A 20,872-nucleotide genomic window follows, 5' to 3' on the forward strand; every position below is an offset into this window, starting at 1 on the left:
CGTTCCGCGGCACGACGAGGATGGGCTGATGACGGGCTTCGATCTACCACGCCGGCTCGTCGCCGAGGGTCTCGGCACCGCCATGCTGGTCGCGACAGTTGTCGGGTCGGGTATCATGGCGACATCGCTGACGCAGGACGTAGGACTTGCCCTGCTCGGCAACACGCTCGCGACCGGCGCCATCCTGGTGGTGCTGGTCACTGTGCTCGGACCGATCTCCGGCGCCCACTTCAACCCGGCGGTCTCGCTGATCTTTGCGATGTCGGGCTCGCTGGCAAAACGCGATCTCGCCGGATATATCGCCGCACAAATCTCTGGAGGCATCGTCGGGACCGTCGCCGCCCATCTGATGTTTGCCCTGCCGCTTCTCGAAATGTCGAGCAAGATACGCACCGGCGGCGCGCAATGGTTTTCGGAAGGCGTTGCCACTTTCGGCCTGGTCGCGATCATCGTCGCCGGCATCAAGTTCGAGCAGAAGGCGGTGCCGCGGCTGGTCGGGCTCTATATCACCGCCGCGTACTGGTTCACCGCCTCGACCTCGTTCGCCAATCCGGCCGTCGCCTTGGCCCGCTCGCTGACCGATACCTTCTCCGGCATTCGTCCGGTCGATCTTCCCGGCTTCTGGATCGCCGAAATAACAGGCGCGGTCGCAGCCCTTTTCCTGTTCACCTGGCTGCTGCAGCCAGGCGCTTCATCAACCCTGTCGTCAGAGGCAAAACTATGAACGTCACCATCTATCACAACCCTGCCTGCGGCACCTCCCGCAACACGCTGGCGATGATCCGCAATGCCGGCATCGAACCTGATATCATCGAATATCTGCAAAACCCGCCGTCACGTCACGAGCTGGGCAGGATGATTGCCGATGCCGGCCTGACAGTGCGCGATGCCATTCGCCAGAAAGATACACCCTACGCCGAACTCGACCTCGACAATCCCGATCTAAGCGACGATCAGCTTCTCGACGCGATGCTGAAAGATCCGATCCTGATCAACCGGCCTTTCGTCGTCACCCCTCTCGGTACGCGCCTGTCGCGACCGTCGGAACTTGTCCTCGAAATCCTGCCGGAAACGCACAACGGCGCCTTCACCAAGGAAGATGGCGAGAAGGTGCTCGATGCCGAGGGCAAGCGCATTGTCTGATCTGCCTGCCGTATCGCCGATGCATCTGCGTCAACCCGATATGGACGCACTCAGGCCGGCGTTCTCGACGCACAAGCCCCGCATCCTGATCCTTTATGGCTCCTTGCGAGCGGTGTCCTATAGCCGCCTCCTCGCACAGGAGGCGGCACGGCTGCTCGAATATTTCGGCTGTGAAGTGCGTATCTTCAATCCGGAAGATCTGCCGTTGCCCGACGCCGAGCCGGCGAGCCACCCAAAAGTTCAGGAACTGCGCGAATTGTCGGCATGGTCGGAAGGCCAGGTATGGATCAGCCCTGAACGTCATGGAGCAATGAGCGGTATCATGAAAGCGCAGATCGACTGGATCCCCCTGTCGGTCGGCTCGGTCCGGCCGACACAGGGTAAAACGCTGGCAGTGATGCAGGTCTCCGGCGGTTCCCAGTCCTTCAATGCAGTAGGCCAGCTTCGCATCCTTGGTCGCTGGATGCGGATGATCACAATTCCCAATCAGTCATCAGTCGCCAGGGCTTTTCAGGAATTCGACGCCGACGGCCGCATGAAACCCTCATCCTATTACGACCGCGTCGTCGACGTCTGCGAGGAACTGGTGAAGTTCACGCTGCTGACCCGTGGTGCGTCGAACTATCTGACCGACCGCTACAGCGAGCGGAAAGAAGAAGCCGAAAAGCTCGAACAGCGCGTGAGCCTCAGATCCCTATGACAATCAGCACCGAACGACCGCCGGTAGCGACCATTGTTGCACTCGGGCTTACACAGATCATCGGTTATGGATCGCTCTATTACAGCTTCAGCATCCTCGCCCCTGACATGGCCCGCGATCTCAACTGGTCATCGGAATGGATCTTCGCTGCGCTCTCCCTAGCCCTTCTGATCGGCGGCCTGGCCGCACCTCTAATGGGCACATGGATCGATCGCTTCGGCGCAGGCAGGATCATGACATCGGGCTCGGCGATTGCCGCCGCTGCCCTCGTCGTCTGCGCCTTCGCGCCGGGAAAGGTCGCTTTCGTCGCGGCATTGATCGGCATCGAGATCGCCTCGAACCTGGTGCAATATGGCGCCGCCTTCGCCCTGCTCGTGCAGATCAGGCCGCGCATCGCCCAGCGCAGTATCACCTACCTGACGCTGATCGCCGGCTTCGCCTCGACCATCTTTTGGCCGATCACCACGGCGCTGCACGCGCATCTCTCATGGCAGAATGTCTATCTGATCTTCGCCGCGCTTCATCTCGCCATCTGCCTTCCCATTCATGCCTGGCTCTCCCGTGGCGTCAGCGAGACCAGGAGACGGACAGGAAAGGAGTCCGCCAAACGCGTCGAGCCGAGCCTTCAGCCGTCGGTGCGCCGGCCGGCCTTTATCCTGATGGTAACGGGCTTTGCTTTGGAAAGCTTCGTGAACTCGGCACTTCTGGTTCACATGGTGCCTGTCATGTCTGCACTCGGCCTCGGCACCATGGCAGTGGTGGTCGGAACGCTCTTCGGCCCGTCACAGGTGTTGAGCCGCCTCATCAATATGGTCTTTGGTGAGAGCTTGTCGCAAGTGATGCTGGCGATCATCTGCGCCATCCTGCTGCCGGCGGCCCTTGTCATCCTCATCGCCACCGCACCCTCGGTGCCCGGCGCGCTGGTCTTCGCCATTGTCTTCGGCCTCGGCTCCGGCCTTAACAGCATCGTCTACGGAACCTTACCGCTCGCGCTCTTCGGAAGCGATGGCTACGGCCGGCGGCAAGGACAAATCATGTCGGCCCGTCTCGTCGTCTCCTCGATGGCGCCGTTCGCACTCGCCTTCCTGATGGGCAATCTCGGCGTATCATGGTCACTGTCGATCGCAGCATTGCTCAGCACCATCCCCGTCGCCGCATTCTCCGCTATTATGCGGCTGACGCGCCCGGTTGCCCGGTCGGAAACTGTTCCCAACCCCGGAGAAGCCTGAGCGCATTAATCAGTGCAGCCGCTACTTGACGACGGCCGAGCCCTTGACGATGTCGATCGTCTCGCCGCCGTCGAGCCCAATGCGGTCGCCGTCGGGCGTCGTCATGAAGCAGCCGGAAGGGCAGAGGCTTTCCGAAGCGCCGGCATCGACGACGACCTCGACGCGCTGGCCGCTCTCGGTGATGACGAGCACGACGGCGGCGGGATCGGTGTTGGTGATGGATGCCGCTTCAACCGCGGGCGCGGCAAGCAGCGGGACAAGCAGAACGGCGGCAAATCTTGCCATCATGTGCGGCGGCGCTGGCGCGCCCTCCCCTCGAGCGATCGGTGCTGCCCCCGGCAGCGATCCCGATAGTGGAGATCATGCACATATAGCTGTGAATGATGGCTGAATGACCCGTTCAGCCTTTCCGATTGCCGTCTGCCGTCTTGCTGCGCAATTGCCGCACCGGCTGCTCTTCCTCCCCCATGAGCGTGTCCGCCGAGTTTTCCTGCTCGTTGGGTTGATCCTTGCCCGCATCGGTAAGCGCGGGACGAGCCTCCCGATGGATGGTAAGATCAGTCTGTGGCAGCGGGATCTCGATTCCCTCGGCCTTGAAGCGCTTAAGGATCTCGATCCTGAGATTGTTGCGCACCGCCATGCCGTCACCCATGTCGGCGAGGAAGAAACGCAGCTCGAAATCCAGCGAATATGGCCCGAAGCGCAGGAATTCGACATGCGGCTCCGGATTGCGCATGACGAGCGGTATCTTGGCCGTCAGTTCCAGTAGGATGTCCATCACCTGCTGCGGATCCGCGTTGTAGGCAACGGAAACCGGAATTTCCGAGCGACCGATCTTGTTGCGGTGTGTCCAGTTGCCGACGAGGCCGTTGATCAGCTCGGAATTCGGCACGATGATCGACTGCTTGCGGAACGTCTCGATCTCGGTGGCGCGCACCGAAATGCGTTTGACGATGCCTTCGGCCGTGCCGGAAACGACATGGTCCCCGACCTTGAACGGCCGCTCGACGAGCAGGATCAAGCCGGAGACGAAGTTAGAGACGATGTTCTGCAAGCCGAAACCGATACCGACAGAGAGCGCCGAGGCGACGAGCGCGAAGCTTGAGAGGTCGATGCCTGCGGCCGAAACGCCGATGATCGCCGCGATGCCGACGCCGAGATAGCCGATACCTGTCTTGACCGAATTGCGCACGCCGAGATCGACATGGCTTCGCGCCATCACATTGCCATCCAGCCAGCGCTGCAGCCAGCGCGTCAGCAGGTAGACGCCGGCAAACAGCAGGATACCGGTGCAGATGCCGAGCAGCGAGATGCTAATGCCACCGAGCCTGACCTCGGTGAACAGCCTATAGGCAAGCATCTGCAGGTCCTGCACATGGAAACCCCAGAGCAGCAGGATCAGGGGGATGCCGACGATAAGCGCCACGGCATAGATGGCAAGGCCGACGACCAGGCCAGCCTGGTCGATCGCCACAGGTCCCAACTTGAAACGGCGCGTCAGGAAGCGAGCGAAGAAGGTGTCACCGAAGCTTTCCTGCCTGGATATCGCCTTGCCGGAAAGCAGGCCGACATACATCGTGACGACGACCGCGCCGGTGATGATGAGCTGCGTGGCGACGAAGCGTGCCAGCCCCACATAACCAGTCAGCGCGGTGAGGATGAGGCCGGCGCCGACGACACGCAGGATGATCGCCATGCCGCGCGGCCAATGCCGGCCCGGTGCATCTGGATCGCCGTTCTTCGCCAGCATCGGTTTGCCGAACGAGACCGAAATCAGGATCAGGCCGATGATCAGCGCGGCAATCAGGCTCCTGACCACGGTCAGCACCAGCGGCGAGCTCATCGCCTCGCCGATCGTACCGAACAAATAATCGAGCGCGTTGACGACGGCCATCGCCAGCAAGCAATAACCGATCGAGCGCGCGCCGAGATTGGAAAGCCGAACGAGCCGCCAGCGCGGTTCATTCGGCGCGAAGATCGCATTGACGAAGCGGCCGACGAAATAGACGAGACCGATCGCCCCGAACAGAGCGCCGATGACGGGTGCGATGTCGGGTCGCAATACGTTGAAACCATTGAGGAAGAAGAACGACGTGACGAGTAGAACCGAGAGCGCCAGGGTGCGGATCAGCGTCGACCAGAAGGCAATCGACAGCCGGCCGATATAGGACGGGTTCTCGACTGCTTCGTCGCGACGGAGATACGAACCGAACAGCCGGTAACTGCCGGAAAGCAGGATGAGGGCCGAGGCGAGTGACAGGAAAATCGCGGCAAACAGCGGGAAACGCTTAAATTTCCAGACGAACGTGGCCCAACTTGACAGGGCCTGCAAGAATTCGCTGGCCTCATGCACGAAGGCACCGCCGGCGTCATCCAGCACCGAGACAGAGATCTCGGTGCGCCTGAGCAACGTGTCGGCAAACAGCCGCCGCCGCATTTCGGTGACCTCGTTGACGAGCTTCGTCACCGTGATCGACAGGTTTTCGGCGTCGCCCGTCACCGCATTGATCTGCGCGCGCTCGGCGGCGAGCGCGTTGCGCTCTTGGGTGACGATCTCGGCCTCCGGCGGTTGCCCGTCCTTCGGCGGATCGCCGATCTCGGCAAGCCGGTTCTTGATCTGGTCCAAACGCGGCCTCAGATTGATCGATATGGTGATGACGGCGCGGCTGAGCTCGTCGGCCTTGGTTGCAAGCCCGACCAGGGCATCGTCATTGTCGGCATTCTGCTTGACGCCGTCCTGAAGCGCCGTCAGCTGGACCTTCGCCTTGTCGATCTCCTTTGTCGCCTGGTCGAGCGGCGTATCGGCAAGCGGCGCCTGCGCGGCCGCCGGTGCCTGTGGCTCCTGCGCAAAGGCCGCAGCACCCTTGAAATGCGCGCCAGCGACCGCCAGCGTCAGCAGAAGAATGGTGCGAAGCAGGATAGGTCTCAGCCGCAAAAGCGCCTCCGGAAAGGTTGTCGTCGAGGTAGAATGCCAGCTTGTCATAGTAAAGAAAGGCGACAGAAAGGCGGAAGCTCCCTGGAAAGGCCTAGAAACCGGCGCCGGGCTTGGAAAGATAGTCGCGCTCCCCAGCCGTCGACTCCCGCCCAAGCATGGCATTGCGGTGCGGAAAACGGCCATAGGCAGCGATCACGTCGCGGTGGCGAATCGCATAATCGAGATATTCTTCATCGCCGAGGGCGGTAAACAACGCCACCGATCGTTCCTGTTCGCCAAGGTCTTCGGCATGTTCGAACGGCAAGTAGAAGAAGGTACGGCATGCGGCCTCCACCACCCGGTCGGCGCCGGATGCCAGCGCGAGTTTGGCTTCGCGAAGCGCCAGCCCGTCGGTCGCAACGGCAAGCGGCGTGCCGCGATAGATGTTGCGAGGAAATTGGTCGAGCACGATGACAGCCGCCAGCCGGCTCTCCGCATCCGCCCGCCATTCGGCGCCAACATCCGCGGCAAGGGCCAGATGAGTATCGCGAAAGACCGTGCTGATCTCTGCATCGAGGTCAGGCGTCGCGCGGAACCACAGCTCCCGGCCGCATCTGACGAACCAGAAATCATAGACTTCCTTCGGTGTGCGGATCGTCGCCATGTTCCTCCCCTAGCGTCATGTTTCTTGATGTATCGTCGGCAAGCTATTGTAATGATAGAAGAAACGGCGTTCCGCATGGCGACAAACTCAGCACTGAACGGGGAATACCCTACTTCCCCTCATGCAACGAGAACACCAGCGTCGCCTTGGTTCCGTCATGGCCGGGGTCATAGGCGAAATCCGATTTCAAGCTGGCGGCCATGGCCGTCAGAATGCGTGTACCAAGGCCGGTCCCCCGGGCCGGGCTCGACGGATCGAAACCGGCGCCGTCATCCTCGACGATGACGCGCAATGCCTCGTCCGTCTGGTCGACGATGACGCGGATCTCGCCCGGCACGCTGTCCGGATAGGCATATTTGAAGGCATTGGTGACGAGCTCGCTGACGATCAGCCCGAGCGTGATCACCTTGTCGGTCGCCAGGTTGACCGGCTGCGCGGTGAGCACGATCCGATGCGGCCGCTTGTCGTCGCGCATCGAGGCTTCGAGTTCGGTGAGCAGGCTGTTCAGATATTCGTCGACCTGCACCGAGCCGACCTGCCGGTTGGTGTAGAGCCTGCGGTGCACGCTGGCGATGGCGTTGATGCGCATCTGCGTTTCGTGCAGCGCATCGATCGCCACCTGGTCTTTGGTCATCGAGGATTGCATGCGGATCAGCGCGCCGACGAGGCCGAGGCTGTTGGCGATGCGGTGATTGACCTCGGCAAGCAGCATTTCGGCAAGGTCGCGCTGCTGGCGGATCACCTCCTGCGCCTGCGCCGTCTCGCGGCGAAAACGCGCCCGCTCCAGTACCTGTTCGAGCGCGGCCGCGAGCAGGTCGAAATAATCGGCTGAGATCCCCTTGAGCATGTAATCGTCGGCGCCGGCCTTCAGCGCCGCGACCGCGATGCTGGTATCGTCCGAACCCGTCGCATAGATCACTGGCGGATGATCCGGCATCGCCGTGATGCAGGGCAGAATGTCGAGGCCGGTCTCGCCAGCCAGGATATGATCGAGCACGACGGCGTCGATACCGCCTTCGCCGAGTCTCGCAAGGCCGGCAGCGCCGCTCTCGGCCCACTCGACCGAAAAGCCACACCGACGCAGGTTTTTCTGCATCAGTAGGGCAAGCCCCTCGTCGTCGTCGATATAGAGGATGTGGATCAGGGCATCCGCATCGCCGCTAGAATTGCTCATTCAGTCTCCCGGCGTTCTCTCGCAGCGACGACCGCCCGCAAGCGTCCGAGTCGTCCGCATGGGAATGTCGTATTGCATTGGCCGTCTGGGGTAAACAGCGGTTATCCCTCGCTCTTGTCGCAGGCGGCACGGAAGGAGGATGTCGGGACTCCGGCATTTTTAGAACATGACCTTGGCCTGGAGAGGTTCCCCATGGAAGCCTTTGAAAGAGATGGGAAACGAAAAACCTGAAATGAAATGCGTGAACGCTGAGCGACTCGATTGGTTCCGCCAATAAGCTAATTTTTCTGGAATTTCCGATGGCCGGATACTTCGGCCCCTGCCTCTGCCGGCAATTGCATAAAGCGCAGCGACGAGACGATGCCGATCGCGCCGACCGCGACGAAAGCCCAGCGGAAGTCGGCAAGAACGGGATTGTCGGCGCCCCTGAGAGCCGAGCCGATGTTGAGCACGGCCGCCGCCACCGCCACGCCGAGCAGCATCGATACCTGCTGCAGCATGCTCGACAGCGTAGAGGCCGAGCTTCGCTGCGCCGGGCCGATATCGGCGAAGGCCAACGTGTTCAGCGCGGTGAATTCCATCGACCGCGACAGGCCGGCGAGAAAGAGCAGCGTATGGATGAAAAACGGCGGCGTCTCCGGCGAAAGGAAACCGCAGGCGGCGATCGAAAGCGCCGCGATCAGCCCGTTGACCCCAAGCACCGAGCGAAAGCCGAAGAAGCGCAGCAGCGGCGTCGTCACCGCCTTCATGCTGAAATTGCCGAGGAAATAAACGAGTAGATAGGTGCCGGCGGCAATCGAGCTCAGACCGAAGCCGAGCTGGAACAGCAGAGGCAGCAGGAACGGCGTCGCATTGATCGCCATCCGGCAGGCCGTGCCCGCCGACAGCGTCGACATCGAGAAGGTCTGGATGCGGAAAGCCGAAAGGTCGAGCAGCGGGTTGTCGACGGCGAGGAAATGCCGCGTCGCCATGACCGACAGTACGATGCCCGCCGCCAGCATTGATATGACGGGCAAAAGCCCGCTCTCCCATTTGACCGAGAGTTCGAGGGCGGCGAGCAGGAAGGTCAGGCCCGCAGCACTAAGGACGAAGCCGATGAGATCCAGCCGGCCGGGATTGGTCTCGCGCTGCTCCGGCACGAAACGCAGCACCAGCGCGATGCCGAGAATGCCGATCGGGATGTTGATGAGGAAGTTCCAGTGCCAGCTGGCATAGGTGGTGATGAAGCCGCCGAGCACTGGGCCGATCACCGGCGCCGTCAGCGCCGGCCAGGTGATCAGTGCGATCGCCTGGACCAGTTCCGACTTGCGGGCGTTTTTCAGCACGATGATACGCCCGACCGGCGTCATCAGCGCGCTGCCCGCCCCCTGCACGGCGCGCCACAGGACGAATTCCGCAAGGCTGCCGGACAGCCCGCAAAACAGCGAGGCGCCGGTAAAGACGGCAATCGACATCAGGAAGATACGGCGCGCACCGAACCGATCGCCGAGCCAGCCCGACAGCGGAATGAAGGCGGCCATCGTCAGCATGTAGACGGTGATGCCGATGCTCATCGATACCGGCTGCACGCCGAAGCTAGCCGCCATCTGCGGCAGCGAGGTGGTGACGATCGTGCCGTCGAGGATCTGCATGAAGAAGGAAACGGCAACGACCAGCGCCACGATCTTCGCCTGGCGGCCGCTCGCCGCCTCTTGCCCATTCTCGCTCGTCTCTGCCGTGGTCATGGATCTGCCAATAGAAATTCCGGATGACGCGGCAGGGAAACGGGAAGAAGTCGATCGGAGATCTGCCGCGCGGGGAGCGCGGACATGGAAAGCCGCGCACTGGCTGAATACGCCCGTTGCAGCCGGGCGGAAAGGCTAAATCTCGCACTGCGCAGGAATATTCCCGATGCATCCGGATTACGGGCAGCTAAAGAAAAGATTCAAGAAAAAGGCCCCGCCGAAGCGAGGCCAAGTGATCCGCTCCGGGGAAAAGCAGGAGCGGCGCGCAGTCCATACCGTGCGATCCATGTCGCAGCGAGGCCAGATGTCGCTGCATCGGTACGCTCGCCAAAGAATTTTTCGAGATCGGCCGAAAAGATCGGCTCCCAAAAATATCCGCCCATGTGGCGCCACGCTTTTCGCATTGCAGCAACGATTGAGGCTTGCAATGTTTATAAAAATAGATATCACTAAACATATTGCTAAACATGATGATTGAGGAGTTCATGTGAGCATTCTCTGAAGTGGGTGAACATGCGACGCCGGCGGGGAGCCGGCTTTTGGTTCTGGGAGGAACTTATGCAGAAAACATCGAAAGCCCTTTTGGGGCTGGCCACGGCATTCGTCATGTCGTCGGCATTGCCCAATCTCGCCAAAGCCGATGAACTGACGCTGTGCTGGGCCGCATGGGACCCCGCCAATGCGCTCGTCGAGCTGTCGAAGGATTTCACCGCCAAGACCGGCACGCAGATGAAATTCGAATTCGTTCCCTGGACGAGTTATGCCGACCGCTTCCTCAACGAGCTGAATTCCCATGGCAAGCTCTGCGACCTCATCATCGGCGACAGCCAGTGGATCGGCGGCTCGGCCGAGAACGGCCACTATGTCAAGCTCAACGACTTCTTCGACAAGGAAGGCATCAAGATGGATGACTTCGTGCCGGCGACCGTCGTCGGCTACTCGGAATGGCCGAAGAACACGCCGAACTACTGGGCGCTGCCCGCCATGGGCGACGTCGTCGGCTGGACCTACCGCAAGGACTGGTTCGAGAAGCCGGAACTGCAGAAGGAATTCAAGGCGAAATACGGCCGGGATCTCGCAGCGCCGAAGACCTACGATGAGCTGAAGCAAATCGCCGAGTTCTTCCAGAAACGTGAGATCGACGGCAAGACCGTCTACGGCGCCTCGATCTATACCGAGCGCGGCTCCGAAGGCATCACCATGGGCGTGACCAACGTCCTCTACGACTGGGGCTTCCAGTACGAAAACCCGCAAAAGCCCTATGACATGGAAGGCTTCGTCAACTCGGCCGACGCGGTCAAGGGCCTCGAATTCTACAAGTCCCTTTATGATTGCTGCACACCGCCCGGCAGCTCCAACGTCTACATGGTCGAATCCGCCGATGCCTTCAAATCCGGCCAGGTCGCCATGCAGATGAACTTCGCCTTCACTTGGCCCGGCCTTTACAAGGACGAGAAGGTCGGTGGCGACAGGATCGGCTTCTTCCCCAATCCGGCTGAAAAGGCGCACTTCGCCCAGCTCGGCGGCCAGGGCATCTCGGTGGTCTCCTACTCCGACAAGCGCGATGCTGCCCTGCAATACATCAAGTGGTTCGCACAGCCCGATGTGCAGGCCAAATGGTGGGAACTCGGCGGTTTTTCCTGCCTGAACTCCGTCGTCAATGCGCCGGGCTTTGCCAAGAGCCAGCCCTATGCCCAGGCCTTCCTCGACTCGATGGCGATCGTCAAGGACTTCTGGGCCGAGCCGAGCTACGCCTCGCTGCTGCAGGCCATGCAGAAGCGCGTCCATAACTACGTGGTCGCCGGCAATGGCACCGCCAAGGAAGCGCTCGACGGTCTGGTGAAGGACTGGAGCGACGTCTTCAAGGACGACGGCAAGATCTAGCGTGCGGCATCCCTGATGCGTGCCATCCTTAAGATGGCGGCCCGGATCGGCAGACGAGCCGGGCCGCCAAATTTCCCATATCCCAAAAGACCGGGTGAAAACTTGACTATTTCCCCTTCCTCGATCGTCGAGAAAGCAGCCGATGCGACAGCAAGGGCGACGCCCGTCTCGGTCGCCCGGCGCGTCCGCGGCCTCTCCGACAGGGCGATCGCCTGGCTGTTCATTGCGCCGGCTATCACCTTGCTGCTGGCGATCAACATCTTTCCGCTGCTTTGGGCGGTCTACCTCTCCTTCACCAATTACCGCGCCAACCGGCCGAATGCGCCTGTCCAGGGCGTCGGCCTTGGAAATTACCAGCGCGTCCTCAACGATCCCGATATCTGGCAGGCGATGCAGACCACCGCGCATTTCGTTTTCTGGACGATCGTGCTGCAGACGGTGATCGGCTTCACGCTCGCCTATCTGATCGACCGCAAGTTTCGCGGCCATGCCTTCTGGACGACGATCATCCTGATCCCGATGATGCTGTCGCCTGCCGTGGTCGGCAATTTCTGGCGCTTTCTCTACGAGCCTCAGATCGGCCTCTTCGCCTATGCCGTGTCGATGGTGTCTGGCATCCCGACATCGGATATCCAGATGCTCGGTAATGTCTCTCTGGCGCCCTGGGCGATTATCATCGTCGATACCTGGATGTGGACGCCCTATGTGATGCTGATCTGCCTCGCCGGCCTGCGCTCCATCCCCGACTATATCTATGAGGCTGCCGAGGTCGATCGCGCTTCGCCATGGCGCCAGTTCTGGTCGATCACCGTGCCGATGGCCCTGCCCTTCATCATGCTCGCCGTGCTCTTCCGCGGCATCGAGAATTTCAAGATGTTCGACATGGTGACGCTGCTCACCGGCGGCGGGCCGGGCTCAGTCACTGAGGTCGCCTCGATCACGCTGAAACGCGCCGCCTTCGAAAGCTGGGCGACCGGCCGGGCCTCGGCCTTTGCCATCATCCTCTTCGTCGCGGTGTTCGGTCTCGCCAACATCTACGTCAAGGCACTGAACAAGGTGAAGCAACGATGAGCGCCGCCAACTCAGCCCATTCGGTCGTCGAACCGAGCCTCTCCAGCAAGCGCATCGCCGGCACCATCGTCGTCATCTATGCGCTGATCACCCTCATCCCGCTCGTCTGGATCTTCCTAACCAGCATCAAGTCGCCGCCGGATTCGATCAGTTATCCCCCGAAGATCGTCTTCACGCCGTCGCTCGAAGGCTATTGCAACCTGTTCACCACGCGCACCCGGCAGACGCCTGATTATATCGCTTCGCTGCCGGCGCCGGTCGGCGCCTGTGACGAGGTAACGCGCAGGCGCAACATGGTGATCGCCGGCCCGTCGAACTTCCTGCCGCGTTTCGTCAATTCGCTGGTGATCGCCTTCGGCTCCACCTTCCTTGCGGTCTTTCTCGGCACACTCGCCGCCTATGGCTTCTCCCGCTTCAAGGTGCCGCTCGCCGACGACCTGCTGTTCTTCATTCTGTCGACGCGCATGATGCCGCCGATCGCCGTCGCCATCCCGATCTACCTCATGTACCGCGAGCTCGGCCTGTCGGACACGGCGCTCGGCATGATTCTGCTTTACACCGCCGTCAACGTCTCGCTCGCCGTCTGGCTGCTCAAGGGTTTCATCGACGAAATCCCGCGCGAATACGAGGAAGCGGCGATGATCGACGGCTATACGAGACTGCAGGCCTTCCGCAAGGTCGTACTGCCGCAGGCGACGACGGGCATTGCCGCGACCGCGATCTTCTGCCTGATCTTCGCCTGGAACGAATATGCCTTCGCCGCCCTTCTGACCTCGGGCGAGGCCCAGACCGCGCCGCCCTTCATCCCGACGATCATCGGCGAAGGCGGGCAGGACTGGCCGGCGGTCGCCGCCGGCACGACGATCTTCCTGATCCCGATCCTCGTCTTCACCATTCTCCTGCGCAAGCAGCTGCTGCGCGGCATCACCTTCGGAGCCGTCCGCAAATGAGCCATCTGATCGAAACACCTGCGCCCGCCCGCCCAAAGCGTCCATTCCTCCTGCGCCGCGGCCCGATGGAAACCATCGCGACCGTGCTGATCGGGTTGGGCTTCCTGATGCTGTTCCAGCCCTTCCTGCTGGTGCTCTACACCTATTCGCTGGTGACCCTGCTTGCAGGCACCGTCATGTTCATCATCGTTTCGAAATTCCCGGAGTGAACCATGGCGGACATCCGGATCGAAAATCTCCGCAAGGAATTCGGCAGTTTCGTCGCCGTTCAAGATTCCAGCTTCACCGTCCATGACGGCGAGTTCCTGGCGCTGCTCGGGCCTTCCGGCTGCGGCAAGACCACCACGCTGCGCATGATCGCCGGCCTCGAGCTGCCAAGCAGTGGCAAGATCTATCTCGACGGCGAGGACGTCACCTTCAACCGCGCCAGCGCCCGCGACATCGCCTTCGTCTTCCAGCTCTTCGCGCTCTACCCACATATGAACGTGCGTAGGAATATCGGCTTCCCGCTGCTGTCGCAGGGCATGGCAAAGGCCGAAATCCGTCAACGCGTGGAAGAGACCGCCCGCCTGCTGCAGATCGACCATATTCTCAACCGCTCGGTCTCCGGCCTTGCCGGCGGCGACCGGCAGCGCGTGGCGCTCGGCCGCGCCATCGTCCGGCGTCCGAAATGCTTCCTGATGGACGAGCCGCTCGGCACGCTCGACGCCGAGTTCCGCGAGATCATGGTCCACGAATTGCGCGAACTGCACAACCGCATCCACGCGACCACCGTCTACGTCACTCACGACCAGCACGAGGCAATGGCGATGGCCGACAAGATCGCCGTCATGAACCACGGCGTCATCGAGCAGTTCGGCACGCCGCAGGAGATCTATTCAAAGCCGGCGACCATGTATGTCGCCGATTTCATCGGCTCGCCGCCGATGAACTTCATGCGTTTCACCTCGGGTCTGAAGAGCGGCGACCGCTCCATCCTGCTCGACGGCGTCGATGTCGCCGTTCCCGAGATCCATCAGGACATGGCCGAAAGCGAGCTGGCGCTCGGTGTGCGGCCGGAGCATATCCGCTTCAGCGACGCCTCGCGGCTCCGCGGCGCCGTCTATGGCAGCGAATATCTCGGCACCAATCAGGTCGTGGCTGTGGAAACCCCGGGCGGGCTGATCAAGGCCCGCGTTCCCGCCAATCGCAGCTTCCAGATCGGCGAGAGGGTCGGCCTGGAATTCAATCCGGCGAAACTCGCGCTCTTCGACTGCACATCGGGCCGTGCCGTCCCGTCCTCGCTCTATCAGGAGACCCGGCATGGCTGATGTCGTCCTCAGGAACCTCGCCAAGCGCTTCGGCGACACCCAGGCTCTGGCCGATCTTGATCTTTCGATCCGCGACGGCGAGTTCGTCGTGCTGCTCGGCCCGACCGGTGCCGGCAAAACCACGACGCTGCGGCTGATCGCCGGCCTCGAAAAGCCAGATAGCGGCCGCATCGAAATCGGCGGCCGCAATGTCGCCGCCGAAGCCCCCGCCGAACGCGACGTCGCCTTCGTCTTCCAGCAATATTCGCTCTATCCGCACATGACGGTTTACGAGAACCTTGCTTTTCCGCTGAAGGCGCCGGTCCGCAAACTCAGCGCCGAGGAAATCGACCGCCGCGTCCGAGAGGTCGCCCGCATGGTCAGGATCGACCACAAGCTGGAGAACCGCTCGACCAGGCTTTCCGGCGGCGAGATGCAGCGTGTCGCGATCGGCCGGGCATTGGTGCGCCGGCCGGCGATCTATCTGATGGATGAACCTTTGTCCTCGCTCGATGCCAAGCTGCGCGCCGAACTGCGCCTGGAGCTGAAGCGCATCCAGAAGGAACTCGGCTCGACGCTGCTCTATGTCACCCATGACCAGGTGGAAGCCATGACCATGGCCGACCGGATCGGCATCGTCGCCGAGGGACGGCTGATGCAGGTGGGAACACCGCGCGAGATCTACGGCAATCCCGCCAACCTGCATGTCGCCGCCCGCCTCGGGCAGCCGCACATCAACCTACTGCCTGCGGACCTCTTGCCCGGCGGCCAGCCGCCGCCCGGCACGAAGACCATCGGTGCGCGCACCGAACATCTCGACATCATTGTCGGCAAGAATGCCAATGCCGAAATCGACTGGATCGAACATCTCGGCGACCAGAACCATCTGCACATCAGGGCAGGCAATCACAAGCTCGTCACACTTGCGGATCCATATCTGGCGATCGCGCCGGGCGACCGGATCAGCCTGACATTGCGCGATCCGCTTTATTTCGACGCGGGTGGACAGCGCCTTTCCTGACCGGCAAACAGACATGATGATGGCATGAAAAACAAACAGACGGGTCTCAATCGATGAAACACTTCTTCAACCGCAGGGAAAACATCGTCACCGAAGCCTTGGACGGTCTGCTTCTGACGAGCAGCAATGGCCGTCTGGCCCGCCTCGACAGCTTTCCCGACATCAAGGTGATCCTGCGCGCGGACTGGGACAAGTCGAAGGTGGCGATCATCTCCGGCGGCGGCGCCGGCCATGAGCCCTCCCATGCCGGCTTCGTCGGCAAAGGCATGCTGACGGCGGCCGTATCCGGCGAGATTTTCGCCTCGCCGAGCGTCGATGCCGTGCTGACGGCGATCCGCGCCGTCGCCGGCCCGAAGGGCGCCCTGCTGATCGTCAAGAACTATACCGGCGACCGGCTGAATTTTGGCCTTGCCGCCGAAAAGGCGCGCGCTGAGGGCTTCGACGTCGAGATGGTCATCGTCGCCGACGATATCGCCATCCCTGGCATCAACCAGCCGCGCGGCGTGGCCGGCACGCTATTCGTCCACAAAATCGCTGGCCATCACGCCGAACGAGGCGAGAATCTGAAGACAGTCGCGGCCCATGCCGCGGCAGCAGCCGGCGACATCGTCTCGCTCGGCGTGTCGCTGTCCACCTGCAGCGTGCCCGGCCAGGCGCATGAGGACCGTCTCGGCGCGGACGAAGGCGAGCTCGGCCTCGGCATCCATGGCGAGCCTGGCGTCGAGCGCATCGCGCTGCAGCCGGTCATCGATATCGTCGCCACCATGGTGGCACGCCTGTCGCCAACGCTGCGTGAAGGGGGAAGCCACGCCCTTCTCATCAACAATCTCGGCGCCGTGCCGCCGCTAGAAATGACCGTCATCGCCAATGCAGTGCTGTCCTCGCCGCTTGGCCGCCGCGTCCGGCTGATCATCGGCCCGGCACCGATGATGACCGCGCTCAACATGAACGGTTTCTCGCTGTCGCTGATCTGGCTGGATGCCGAGCGCGAGGCGGCGCTGACGGCAGCGGTCGAGCCGCACGCTTGGATGCCGGCCGTCGAACGCCACGAGATCAGGATCGTCGCCGCACCGAGAACATCAGCCGGATTGAACGGCGCCAACGGCAAGGCCGGAGAAAATGATCGCAACCGGCGCCTCATCACGGCGCTCTGCGAGCATCTGATCTCGCAGGAAAGCGAACTCAACCGGCTGGACGGGCGCGTCGGCGACGGCGATACCGGCTCGACGGTGGCCTCAGGCGCCCGCAGTGTGCTTGCCCGCCTCGACACGCTGCCGCTCGACCGGCCGGCGGCAACGCTTGCCTCGCTCGGCGAGATCCTCGGCACCAGCATGGGCGGATCGAGCGGCGTGCTGCTGTCGATCTTCTTCACCGCCGCGGCAAAGGCGATGGCTGACAAAGCCGATATATCAGCAGCCCTTCTTGCCGGGCTCGACAGGATGACGTTCTATGGCGGAGCCGGAGTCGGCGACCGGACGATGGTCGATGCGTTGTCGCCTGCCCTGCAGGCGCTCGCATCCGGCGATGTCGCCGCCGCGGCAAGAGCTGCGGCAGCCGGTGCGGAGTCGACGAAGTCGATGATGAAGGCGAAAGCCGGACGCGCCTCCTATGTCGGCGAAAGGGATCTGGCGGGTGTCGCCGATCCCGGCGCCGTCGCGGTTGCCGGCGCGTTCGGCGTGGCGGCAAGCCTCGCCTGACCGGCGTGAAATTCAGAAGCCCGCGGGAGGCGCGGCGACAGGGAGGACGGCAGTGCAGGCGGAACCGGTGCTTGTGGCAGGATTGATAGAGGTGTGCCGCGCGACGATCGCGGCAAACAGCGATCATCTCTGCGCGCTCGATCGCGCCATCGGCGATGGCGATCACGGAACCAACATGCGGCGCGGCTGCGAGGCAGTGAGCGCCGAAGGCGAAAGCCTGTCCAGCCTGCCCTTTCCCGACGCCATGGAAAAGATCGGCCTGACGCTGGTGATGACTGTCGGCGGTGCCGCCGGGCCTCTCTACGGCACGCTGCTGATGGAGATCGGCCGCGAGCTTCGCAAAAGTGATGAAAAGGCCGATTTTTCGCAGGTGCTGAAACAGGCGATCGATGCCGTGGCCAGACGCGGTCGCGCGCATGCCGGCGACAAAACCCTGCTCGACGTGCTCTATCCCGTGCATGCGGCACTTGCCAGCCGCTCGCCACTCGGCGCAATCGCCCGCAGGGCCGAGCGTTCCGCCAACCGCACTGCTGACATGAAGGCAATGCGCGGGCGCGCGGCCTATCTCGGCGACCGCTCCATCGGTCATGTCGATCCCGGCGCGTCGAGCTGCGCGCTGCTGACCACGGCGATCTGCCGCTATCTCGGGGAGCACCGTCCGCAATGAATGGAAAGACCGCAAATGTGGGTATCGTGATCGTCTCCCACTCGCCGCTGGTGGCAAGGGGGATCGCCGACATGGTGCGGCAGATGGTCGGCGACTGCGTGCCGCTCGCCTGGTCGGGTGGCAATGTCCACGGCGACCTCGGCACCGATGCCGGCGGCATCCTGAAAGCGATCGAGGCCGCATGGTCCGATGCCGGCGTCGCCGTCTTCGTCGATCTCGGTGGCGCCGAGACCAACAGCGAGATGGCGATCGAAATGCTGGGCCTTCCGCGCGCGGCCCTCGTCTCCATCTGCAACGCGCCTTTGGTTGAAGGCGCCGTCATCGCCGCTGCCGAGGCGTCGGGGGGCGCGTCGCTGGCCAAAGTCGTCGCCACAGCCGAGGAACTGTCCCCCTGATGACGAGCGGATTGCGTAGTGAAAAACAGGAGCCCGACCCATTGCACGTGAATTGCCAGACGGAGGTGGAAGTCAAGCACGGTGTCGGGCTGCATGCCCGCCCCTCCGTCACCTTCACGCGGCTTGCCAAGTCCTTCCCCTGTTCGATCGAGATCGCTGTCAACGGCAGCGACGTCTGGCTCAACGGCAAGAGCATCATCAAGATCATGGGTGCGAGAATCCGAAAAGGGTCGATCCTCAGGATCCGCGCCGACGGCATTCTCGCCGAAGAGGCGATCCGCGCGCTGAAGGAACTCATCGAGCGCAACTTCGATGAGGAAAAGAAACATGGCCGAACCGCTTAGACTGAAAGCGAAGAGCGCATCCCCGGGCATCGCATCCGGCCCGGCCTTTCTTGGCGAGCGGCCGGACGCCGCCCCTGCATCCCGAGCCGTCGGTGGATACAGCGCGCTGGAGAAGGCGATCGACATCTCGATCGGCGAACTCGAGCACCTTGCCGATGGAGCCGATGCCGAAAGCCGGGATATCATCGATTTCCAGATCGAGGTGCTGCGCGATCCGACGATCGCGGAAGCGACGGGCGCACGCATGGAGGCCGACGAGAATGTCGTCTTCGCCTGGGTCGCCACCCTCGACGCCTATATCGGTGAACTCGAAGCGGCCGACGAGGAGCAGATGCGGGCACGCGCCGTCGATATTCTCGACATCAAGAACCGCGTGCTCGGGGCGCTCGCCGGCACCCCGATCGCCGATTTCCCGCCTGGCTCGGTCTTCGTCGGCAAGGATATGGAGCCGAGCCGCTTTCTCGCCCATGACTGGTCGAAGGGCGGTGGCATCGCGCTGTTTGCAGGCAGCACCGCCGGCCATGTCGCCCTGCTTGCCCGGGCGAAATCGGTGCCGATGGTGGTCGGCACGGGTCGCTTTTCGGCAGCAGATGGAGATCCCGTTCGCGTGGATGGCGACGCCGGTGCGGTCATCCTGAAGGCCGGCGGCATGCTGATCCCGGCACCGGCACAAGCACCTGCCAGCGACACGCAAACCGGCAGCAGTGAGCTGCGCACGGCGGACGGCGTGCCGATCCTGCTCTCCATCAATATCAACGATCCCGCCGAGATCGATGCGCTCGATCCGGCAACCGCAGGCGTCGGCCTGATGCGCTCGGAGTTTTCAGTTGCCTCGGTCGCCGATGCTGCCAACGAGGAACGACAGCTGGCGATCTATCGCCGCGTGCTGGAGCAGGCAGGCGACAGGCCGGTGATCATAAGAATGCTCGATATCGGCGGCGACAAGCCGCTCGCCGGCCTGGAAGACCTGCCGGCTCTCGCCTCGGGCCTGCGCGGCATCCGGCTGCTGCTTGCCCGGCCGGAAATCGCCCGCGTGCAGGCCCGCGCCCTGTTGCGCGCCGCTGTCTTTGGCAGGCTGTCGGTGATGCTGCCGATGGTGACGTTTCCCGACGAGGTCGACAGGATGCGCGAGCTATTCCGCAAGGAAGCCGAAAAGCTGGGCCGCCGTGCCCTGCCCCACCGAATGCCGCCGATCGGCATGATGGTGGAGGTACCATCAGCCGCCTTGATGCTCGACGCCTTCGGGTCGGCGGCTTTCTTCTCGTTCGGAACCAACGACCTAACCCAATATCTTGCCGCCTCCGCCCGCGACGATATGGACGCCGATGCCGGCAAGGCTGCACCCGCCGTGCTCCGGCTGCTCGCCCAGGCGGTGAAACTTTCCGCCGGCAAGCCAGTCAGTATCTGTGGCGACATGGCCGGCGATCCCAGCTATCTGCCCAGGCTGCTCGCCGCCGGCCTCCGGCATTTTTCCGTGGCGCCGGCCCGGCGTCCCGCGATAAGATCGGCGATCATCGGCCTCAATGCCGATGGCACAAGGGCAGCCGGAGAGTAGGATGGCGCGCGAAGACATCGAAGACGCCATTATCGCCTACAAGTCCATTCTGGCGCAGATCATCGACAACAGGCCATCGGGCACGCGCCAGCGACTGGCGACGGCGCTTGGAAAACATCGCAGCTTCGTCACCCAGATCACCAGCCCGACCTATGCAACGCCGCTGCCGGCGCGCCATCTCGCGACGATTGTCCGCGTCTGCCATTTCAGCGCTGCCGAACAGGAGCGCTTTCTCGAAGCCTATCAGGCCGCCCATCCCGGCAAGTTGCCGGATCTCGGCCATTCCGAGAAATTGCGGCACCTGTCGCTGATGGTGCCTGATTTCGGCGACGACAGGAAAAACCGCCTGCTGGAAGAGGCGATCTCAGATCTGGTGCAGAAAATCGTCGCGATATCGGGTGCGGAATGACGAGTAAGCTGGTTGACGTAACGTAACGCTTTTGGCCTTGGG

The 20,872-nt window shown here is 62.5% G+C and carries 22 protein-coding genes; 17 read left to right on the forward strand and 5 right to left on the reverse strand.

The features are described from left to right. The first annotated feature begins 28 nt into the window (after positions 1-28). From ACD590_RS12015 to arsK, 4 genes are read left to right on the forward strand one after another with little or no spacing between them, the layout of a single operon-like run. The gene (locus tag ACD590_RS12015; RefSeq protein ID WP_439002615.1) at positions 29-724 is read left to right on the forward strand and encodes an aquaporin; all 696 of its coding nucleotides are present in this window, start codon (positions 29-31) and stop codon (positions 722-724) included. Next, positions 721-1,143: an arsenate reductase (glutaredoxin) gene (gene arsC / locus ACD590_RS12020; RefSeq protein ID WP_439002616.1), complete on the forward strand. Its 423-nt coding sequence runs from the start codon at positions 721-723 to the stop codon at positions 1,141-1,143. Before ACD590_RS12015 ends, arsC begins: the two co-directional genes overlap by 4 nt. Further along, positions 1,118-1,843, forward strand: coding sequence for an arsenical resistance protein ArsH (gene arsH / locus ACD590_RS12025; protein ID WP_193446560.1), 726 nt, complete (start codon positions 1,118-1,120; stop codon positions 1,841-1,843). Before arsC ends, arsH begins: the two co-directional genes overlap by 26 nt. Further along, on the forward strand, positions 1,840-3,072 hold the full coding sequence (gene arsK, locus ACD590_RS12030) for an arsenite efflux MFS transporter ArsK (RefSeq protein ID WP_439002617.1): 1,233 nt from the start codon (positions 1,840-1,842) through the stop codon (positions 3,070-3,072). The genes arsH and arsK overlap by 4 nt, the downstream gene beginning before the upstream one ends. Positions 3,073-3,093: 21 nt before the next feature. Here arsK and ACD590_RS12035 read toward each other — a convergent pair whose 3' ends face one another. From ACD590_RS12035 to ACD590_RS12055, 5 genes are all read right to left on the reverse strand, one after another. After that, entirely contained in the window at positions 3,094-3,360 is a 267-nt protein-coding gene (locus tag ACD590_RS12035) for a hypothetical protein (RefSeq protein ID WP_018242438.1), read from the reverse strand. 112 nt (positions 3,361-3,472) lie between these two features. Further along, entirely contained in the window at positions 3,473-6,007 is a 2,535-nt protein-coding gene (locus ACD590_RS12040) for a mechanosensitive ion channel family protein (protein WP_439002618.1), read from the reverse strand. Positions 6,008-6,098: 91 nt separating this feature from the next. Next, positions 6,099-6,650, reverse strand: coding sequence for a DUF924 family protein (locus tag ACD590_RS12045; protein ID WP_193446563.1), 552 nt, complete (start codon positions 6,648-6,650; stop codon positions 6,099-6,101). A 109-nt stretch (positions 6,651-6,759) separates the two neighbouring features. Continuing rightward, positions 6,760-7,824 (reverse strand): histidine kinase dimerization/phosphoacceptor domain -containing protein, encoded by a 1,065-nt coding sequence (locus ACD590_RS12050; protein ID WP_439002619.1) that lies wholly within the window; start codon positions 7,822-7,824, stop codon positions 6,760-6,762. A 278-nt stretch (positions 7,825-8,102) separates the two neighbouring features. Continuing rightward, the gene (locus ACD590_RS12055) at positions 8,103-9,548 is read right to left on the reverse strand and encodes an MFS transporter (protein ID WP_439002620.1); all 1,446 of its coding nucleotides are present in this window, start codon (positions 9,546-9,548) and stop codon (positions 8,103-8,105) included. 84 nt (positions 9,549-9,632) lie between these two features. On the opposite strand from ACD590_RS12055, the gene ACD590_RS12060 reads away from it, so the two are divergent. From ACD590_RS12060 to ACD590_RS12120, 13 genes are all read left to right on the forward strand, one after another. Beyond that, positions 9,633-10,001 (forward strand): hypothetical protein, encoded by a 369-nt coding sequence (locus ACD590_RS12060; protein ID WP_439002621.1) that lies wholly within the window; start codon positions 9,633-9,635, stop codon positions 9,999-10,001. A gap of 105 nt (positions 10,002-10,106) precedes the next feature. Next, on the forward strand, positions 10,107-11,432 hold the full coding sequence (locus ACD590_RS12065) for an ABC transporter substrate-binding protein (RefSeq protein WP_439002622.1): 1,326 nt from the start codon (positions 10,107-10,109) through the stop codon (positions 11,430-11,432). Between the two features lie 102 nt (positions 11,433-11,534). Next, a complete protein-coding gene (locus tag ACD590_RS12070) occupies positions 11,535-12,503 on the forward strand; it encodes a carbohydrate ABC transporter permease (protein ID WP_112906592.1) in 969 nt (322 codons plus the stop codon). Then, positions 12,500-13,453: a carbohydrate ABC transporter permease gene (locus tag ACD590_RS12075; protein WP_018242446.1), complete on the forward strand. Its 954-nt coding sequence runs from the start codon at positions 12,500-12,502 to the stop codon at positions 13,451-13,453. The genes ACD590_RS12070 and ACD590_RS12075 overlap by 4 nt, the downstream gene beginning before the upstream one ends. Beyond that, positions 13,450-13,662, forward strand: a complete 213-nt coding sequence (locus ACD590_RS12080) for a hypothetical protein (RefSeq protein WP_018447247.1) — start codon at positions 13,450-13,452, stop codon at positions 13,660-13,662. The genes ACD590_RS12075 and ACD590_RS12080 overlap by 4 nt, the downstream gene beginning before the upstream one ends. A gap of 3 nt (positions 13,663-13,665) precedes the next feature. Beyond that, complete coding sequence (locus ACD590_RS12085) at positions 13,666-14,763, forward strand: ABC transporter ATP-binding protein (RefSeq protein ID WP_130729096.1); 1,098 nt, start codon at positions 13,666-13,668, stop codon at positions 14,761-14,763. Beyond that, positions 14,756-15,763, forward strand: coding sequence for an ABC transporter ATP-binding protein (locus ACD590_RS12090; protein ID WP_028733130.1), 1,008 nt, complete (start codon positions 14,756-14,758; stop codon positions 15,761-15,763). Before ACD590_RS12085 ends, ACD590_RS12090 begins: the two co-directional genes overlap by 8 nt. Positions 15,764-15,816: 53 nt before the next feature. Continuing rightward, positions 15,817-17,460, forward strand: a complete 1,644-nt coding sequence (locus tag ACD590_RS12095; RefSeq protein WP_439002623.1) for a dihydroxyacetone kinase subunit DhaK — start codon at positions 15,817-15,819, stop codon at positions 17,458-17,460. A gap of 52 nt (positions 17,461-17,512) precedes the next feature. After that, entirely contained in the window at positions 17,513-18,127 is a 615-nt protein-coding gene (dhaL, locus tag ACD590_RS12100; protein WP_028733132.1) for a dihydroxyacetone kinase subunit DhaL, read from the forward strand. Continuing rightward, on the forward strand, positions 18,124-18,522 hold the full coding sequence (gene dhaM, locus ACD590_RS12105) for a dihydroxyacetone kinase phosphoryl donor subunit DhaM (protein WP_028733133.1): 399 nt from the start codon (positions 18,124-18,126) through the stop codon (positions 18,520-18,522). The genes dhaL and dhaM overlap by 4 nt, the downstream gene beginning before the upstream one ends. Then, positions 18,522-18,866 (forward strand): HPr family phosphocarrier protein, encoded by a 345-nt coding sequence (locus ACD590_RS12110; RefSeq protein ID WP_026230806.1) that lies wholly within the window; start codon positions 18,522-18,524, stop codon positions 18,864-18,866. Before dhaM ends, ACD590_RS12110 begins: the two co-directional genes overlap by 1 nt. Next, complete coding sequence (locus ACD590_RS12115; RefSeq protein WP_439002624.1) at positions 18,850-20,421, forward strand: putative PEP-binding protein; 1,572 nt, start codon at positions 18,850-18,852, stop codon at positions 20,419-20,421. The genes ACD590_RS12110 and ACD590_RS12115 overlap by 17 nt, the downstream gene beginning before the upstream one ends. Position 20,422: 1 nt before the next feature. Further along, the gene (locus ACD590_RS12120; RefSeq protein WP_018242455.1) at positions 20,423-20,830 is read left to right on the forward strand and encodes a hypothetical protein; all 408 of its coding nucleotides are present in this window, start codon (positions 20,423-20,425) and stop codon (positions 20,828-20,830) included. Positions 20,831-20,872: the final 42 nt, after the last annotated feature.

This window comes from Rhizobium sp. 862_C5_N1_2 (assembly GCF_051811205.1).
Lineage (GTDB): Bacteria > Pseudomonadota > Alphaproteobacteria > Rhizobiales > Rhizobiaceae > Rhizobium > Rhizobium leguminosarum.

What these genes read in the sequence shown, in the direction of transcription:
- ACD590_RS12065 (WP_439002622.1), top strand. Translation starts at nt 10,107, where the DNA reads ATGCAGAAAACATCGAAAGCCCTTTTGGGGCTGGCCACGGCATTCGTC.
- ACD590_RS12035 (WP_018242438.1), bottom strand. Translation starts at nt 3,360, where the DNA reads ATGATGGCAAGATTTGCCGCCGTTCTGCTTGTCCCGCTGCTTGCCGCG.
- dhaM (WP_028733133.1), top strand. Translation starts at nt 18,124, where the DNA reads ATGAATGGAAAGACCGCAAATGTGGGTATCGTGATCGTCTCCCACTCG.
- ACD590_RS12085 (WP_130729096.1), top strand. Translation starts at nt 13,666, where the DNA reads ATGGCGGACATCCGGATCGAAAATCTCCGCAAGGAATTCGGCAGTTTC.
- ACD590_RS12080 (WP_018447247.1), top strand. Translation starts at nt 13,450, where the DNA reads ATGAGCCATCTGATCGAAACACCTGCGCCCGCCCGCCCAAAGCGTCCA.
- ACD590_RS12090 (WP_028733130.1), top strand. Translation starts at nt 14,756, where the DNA reads ATGGCTGATGTCGTCCTCAGGAACCTCGCCAAGCGCTTCGGCGACACC.
- ACD590_RS12015 (WP_439002615.1), top strand. Translation starts at nt 29, where the DNA reads ATGACGGGCTTCGATCTACCACGCCGGCTCGTCGCCGAGGGTCTCGGC.
- ACD590_RS12110 (WP_026230806.1), top strand. Translation starts at nt 18,522, where the DNA reads ATGACGAGCGGATTGCGTAGTGAAAAACAGGAGCCCGACCCATTGCAC.
- ACD590_RS12045 (WP_193446563.1), bottom strand. Translation starts at nt 6,650, where the DNA reads ATGGCGACGATCCGCACACCGAAGGAAGTCTATGATTTCTGGTTCGTC.
- ACD590_RS12095 (WP_439002623.1), top strand. Translation starts at nt 15,817, where the DNA reads ATGAAACACTTCTTCAACCGCAGGGAAAACATCGTCACCGAAGCCTTG.
- arsC (WP_439002616.1), top strand. Translation starts at nt 721, where the DNA reads ATGAACGTCACCATCTATCACAACCCTGCCTGCGGCACCTCCCGCAAC.
- ACD590_RS12120 (WP_018242455.1), top strand. Translation starts at nt 20,423, where the DNA reads ATGGCGCGCGAAGACATCGAAGACGCCATTATCGCCTACAAGTCCATT.
- ACD590_RS12055 (WP_439002620.1), bottom strand. Translation starts at nt 9,548, where the DNA reads ATGACCACGGCAGAGACGAGCGAGAATGGGCAAGAGGCGGCGAGCGGC.
- arsH (WP_193446560.1), top strand. Translation starts at nt 1,118, where the DNA reads ATGCCGAGGGCAAGCGCATTGTCTGATCTGCCTGCCGTATCGCCGATG.
- ACD590_RS12075 (WP_018242446.1), top strand. Translation starts at nt 12,500, where the DNA reads ATGAGCGCCGCCAACTCAGCCCATTCGGTCGTCGAACCGAGCCTCTCC.
- ACD590_RS12060 (WP_439002621.1), top strand. Translation starts at nt 9,633, where the DNA reads ATGGAAAGCCGCGCACTGGCTGAATACGCCCGTTGCAGCCGGGCGGAA.
- arsK (WP_439002617.1), top strand. Translation starts at nt 1,840, where the DNA reads ATGACAATCAGCACCGAACGACCGCCGGTAGCGACCATTGTTGCACTC.
- ACD590_RS12050 (WP_439002619.1), bottom strand. Translation starts at nt 7,824, where the DNA reads ATGAGCAATTCTAGCGGCGATGCGGATGCCCTGATCCACATCCTCTAT.
- ACD590_RS12115 (WP_439002624.1), top strand. Translation starts at nt 18,850, where the DNA reads ATGGCCGAACCGCTTAGACTGAAAGCGAAGAGCGCATCCCCGGGCATC.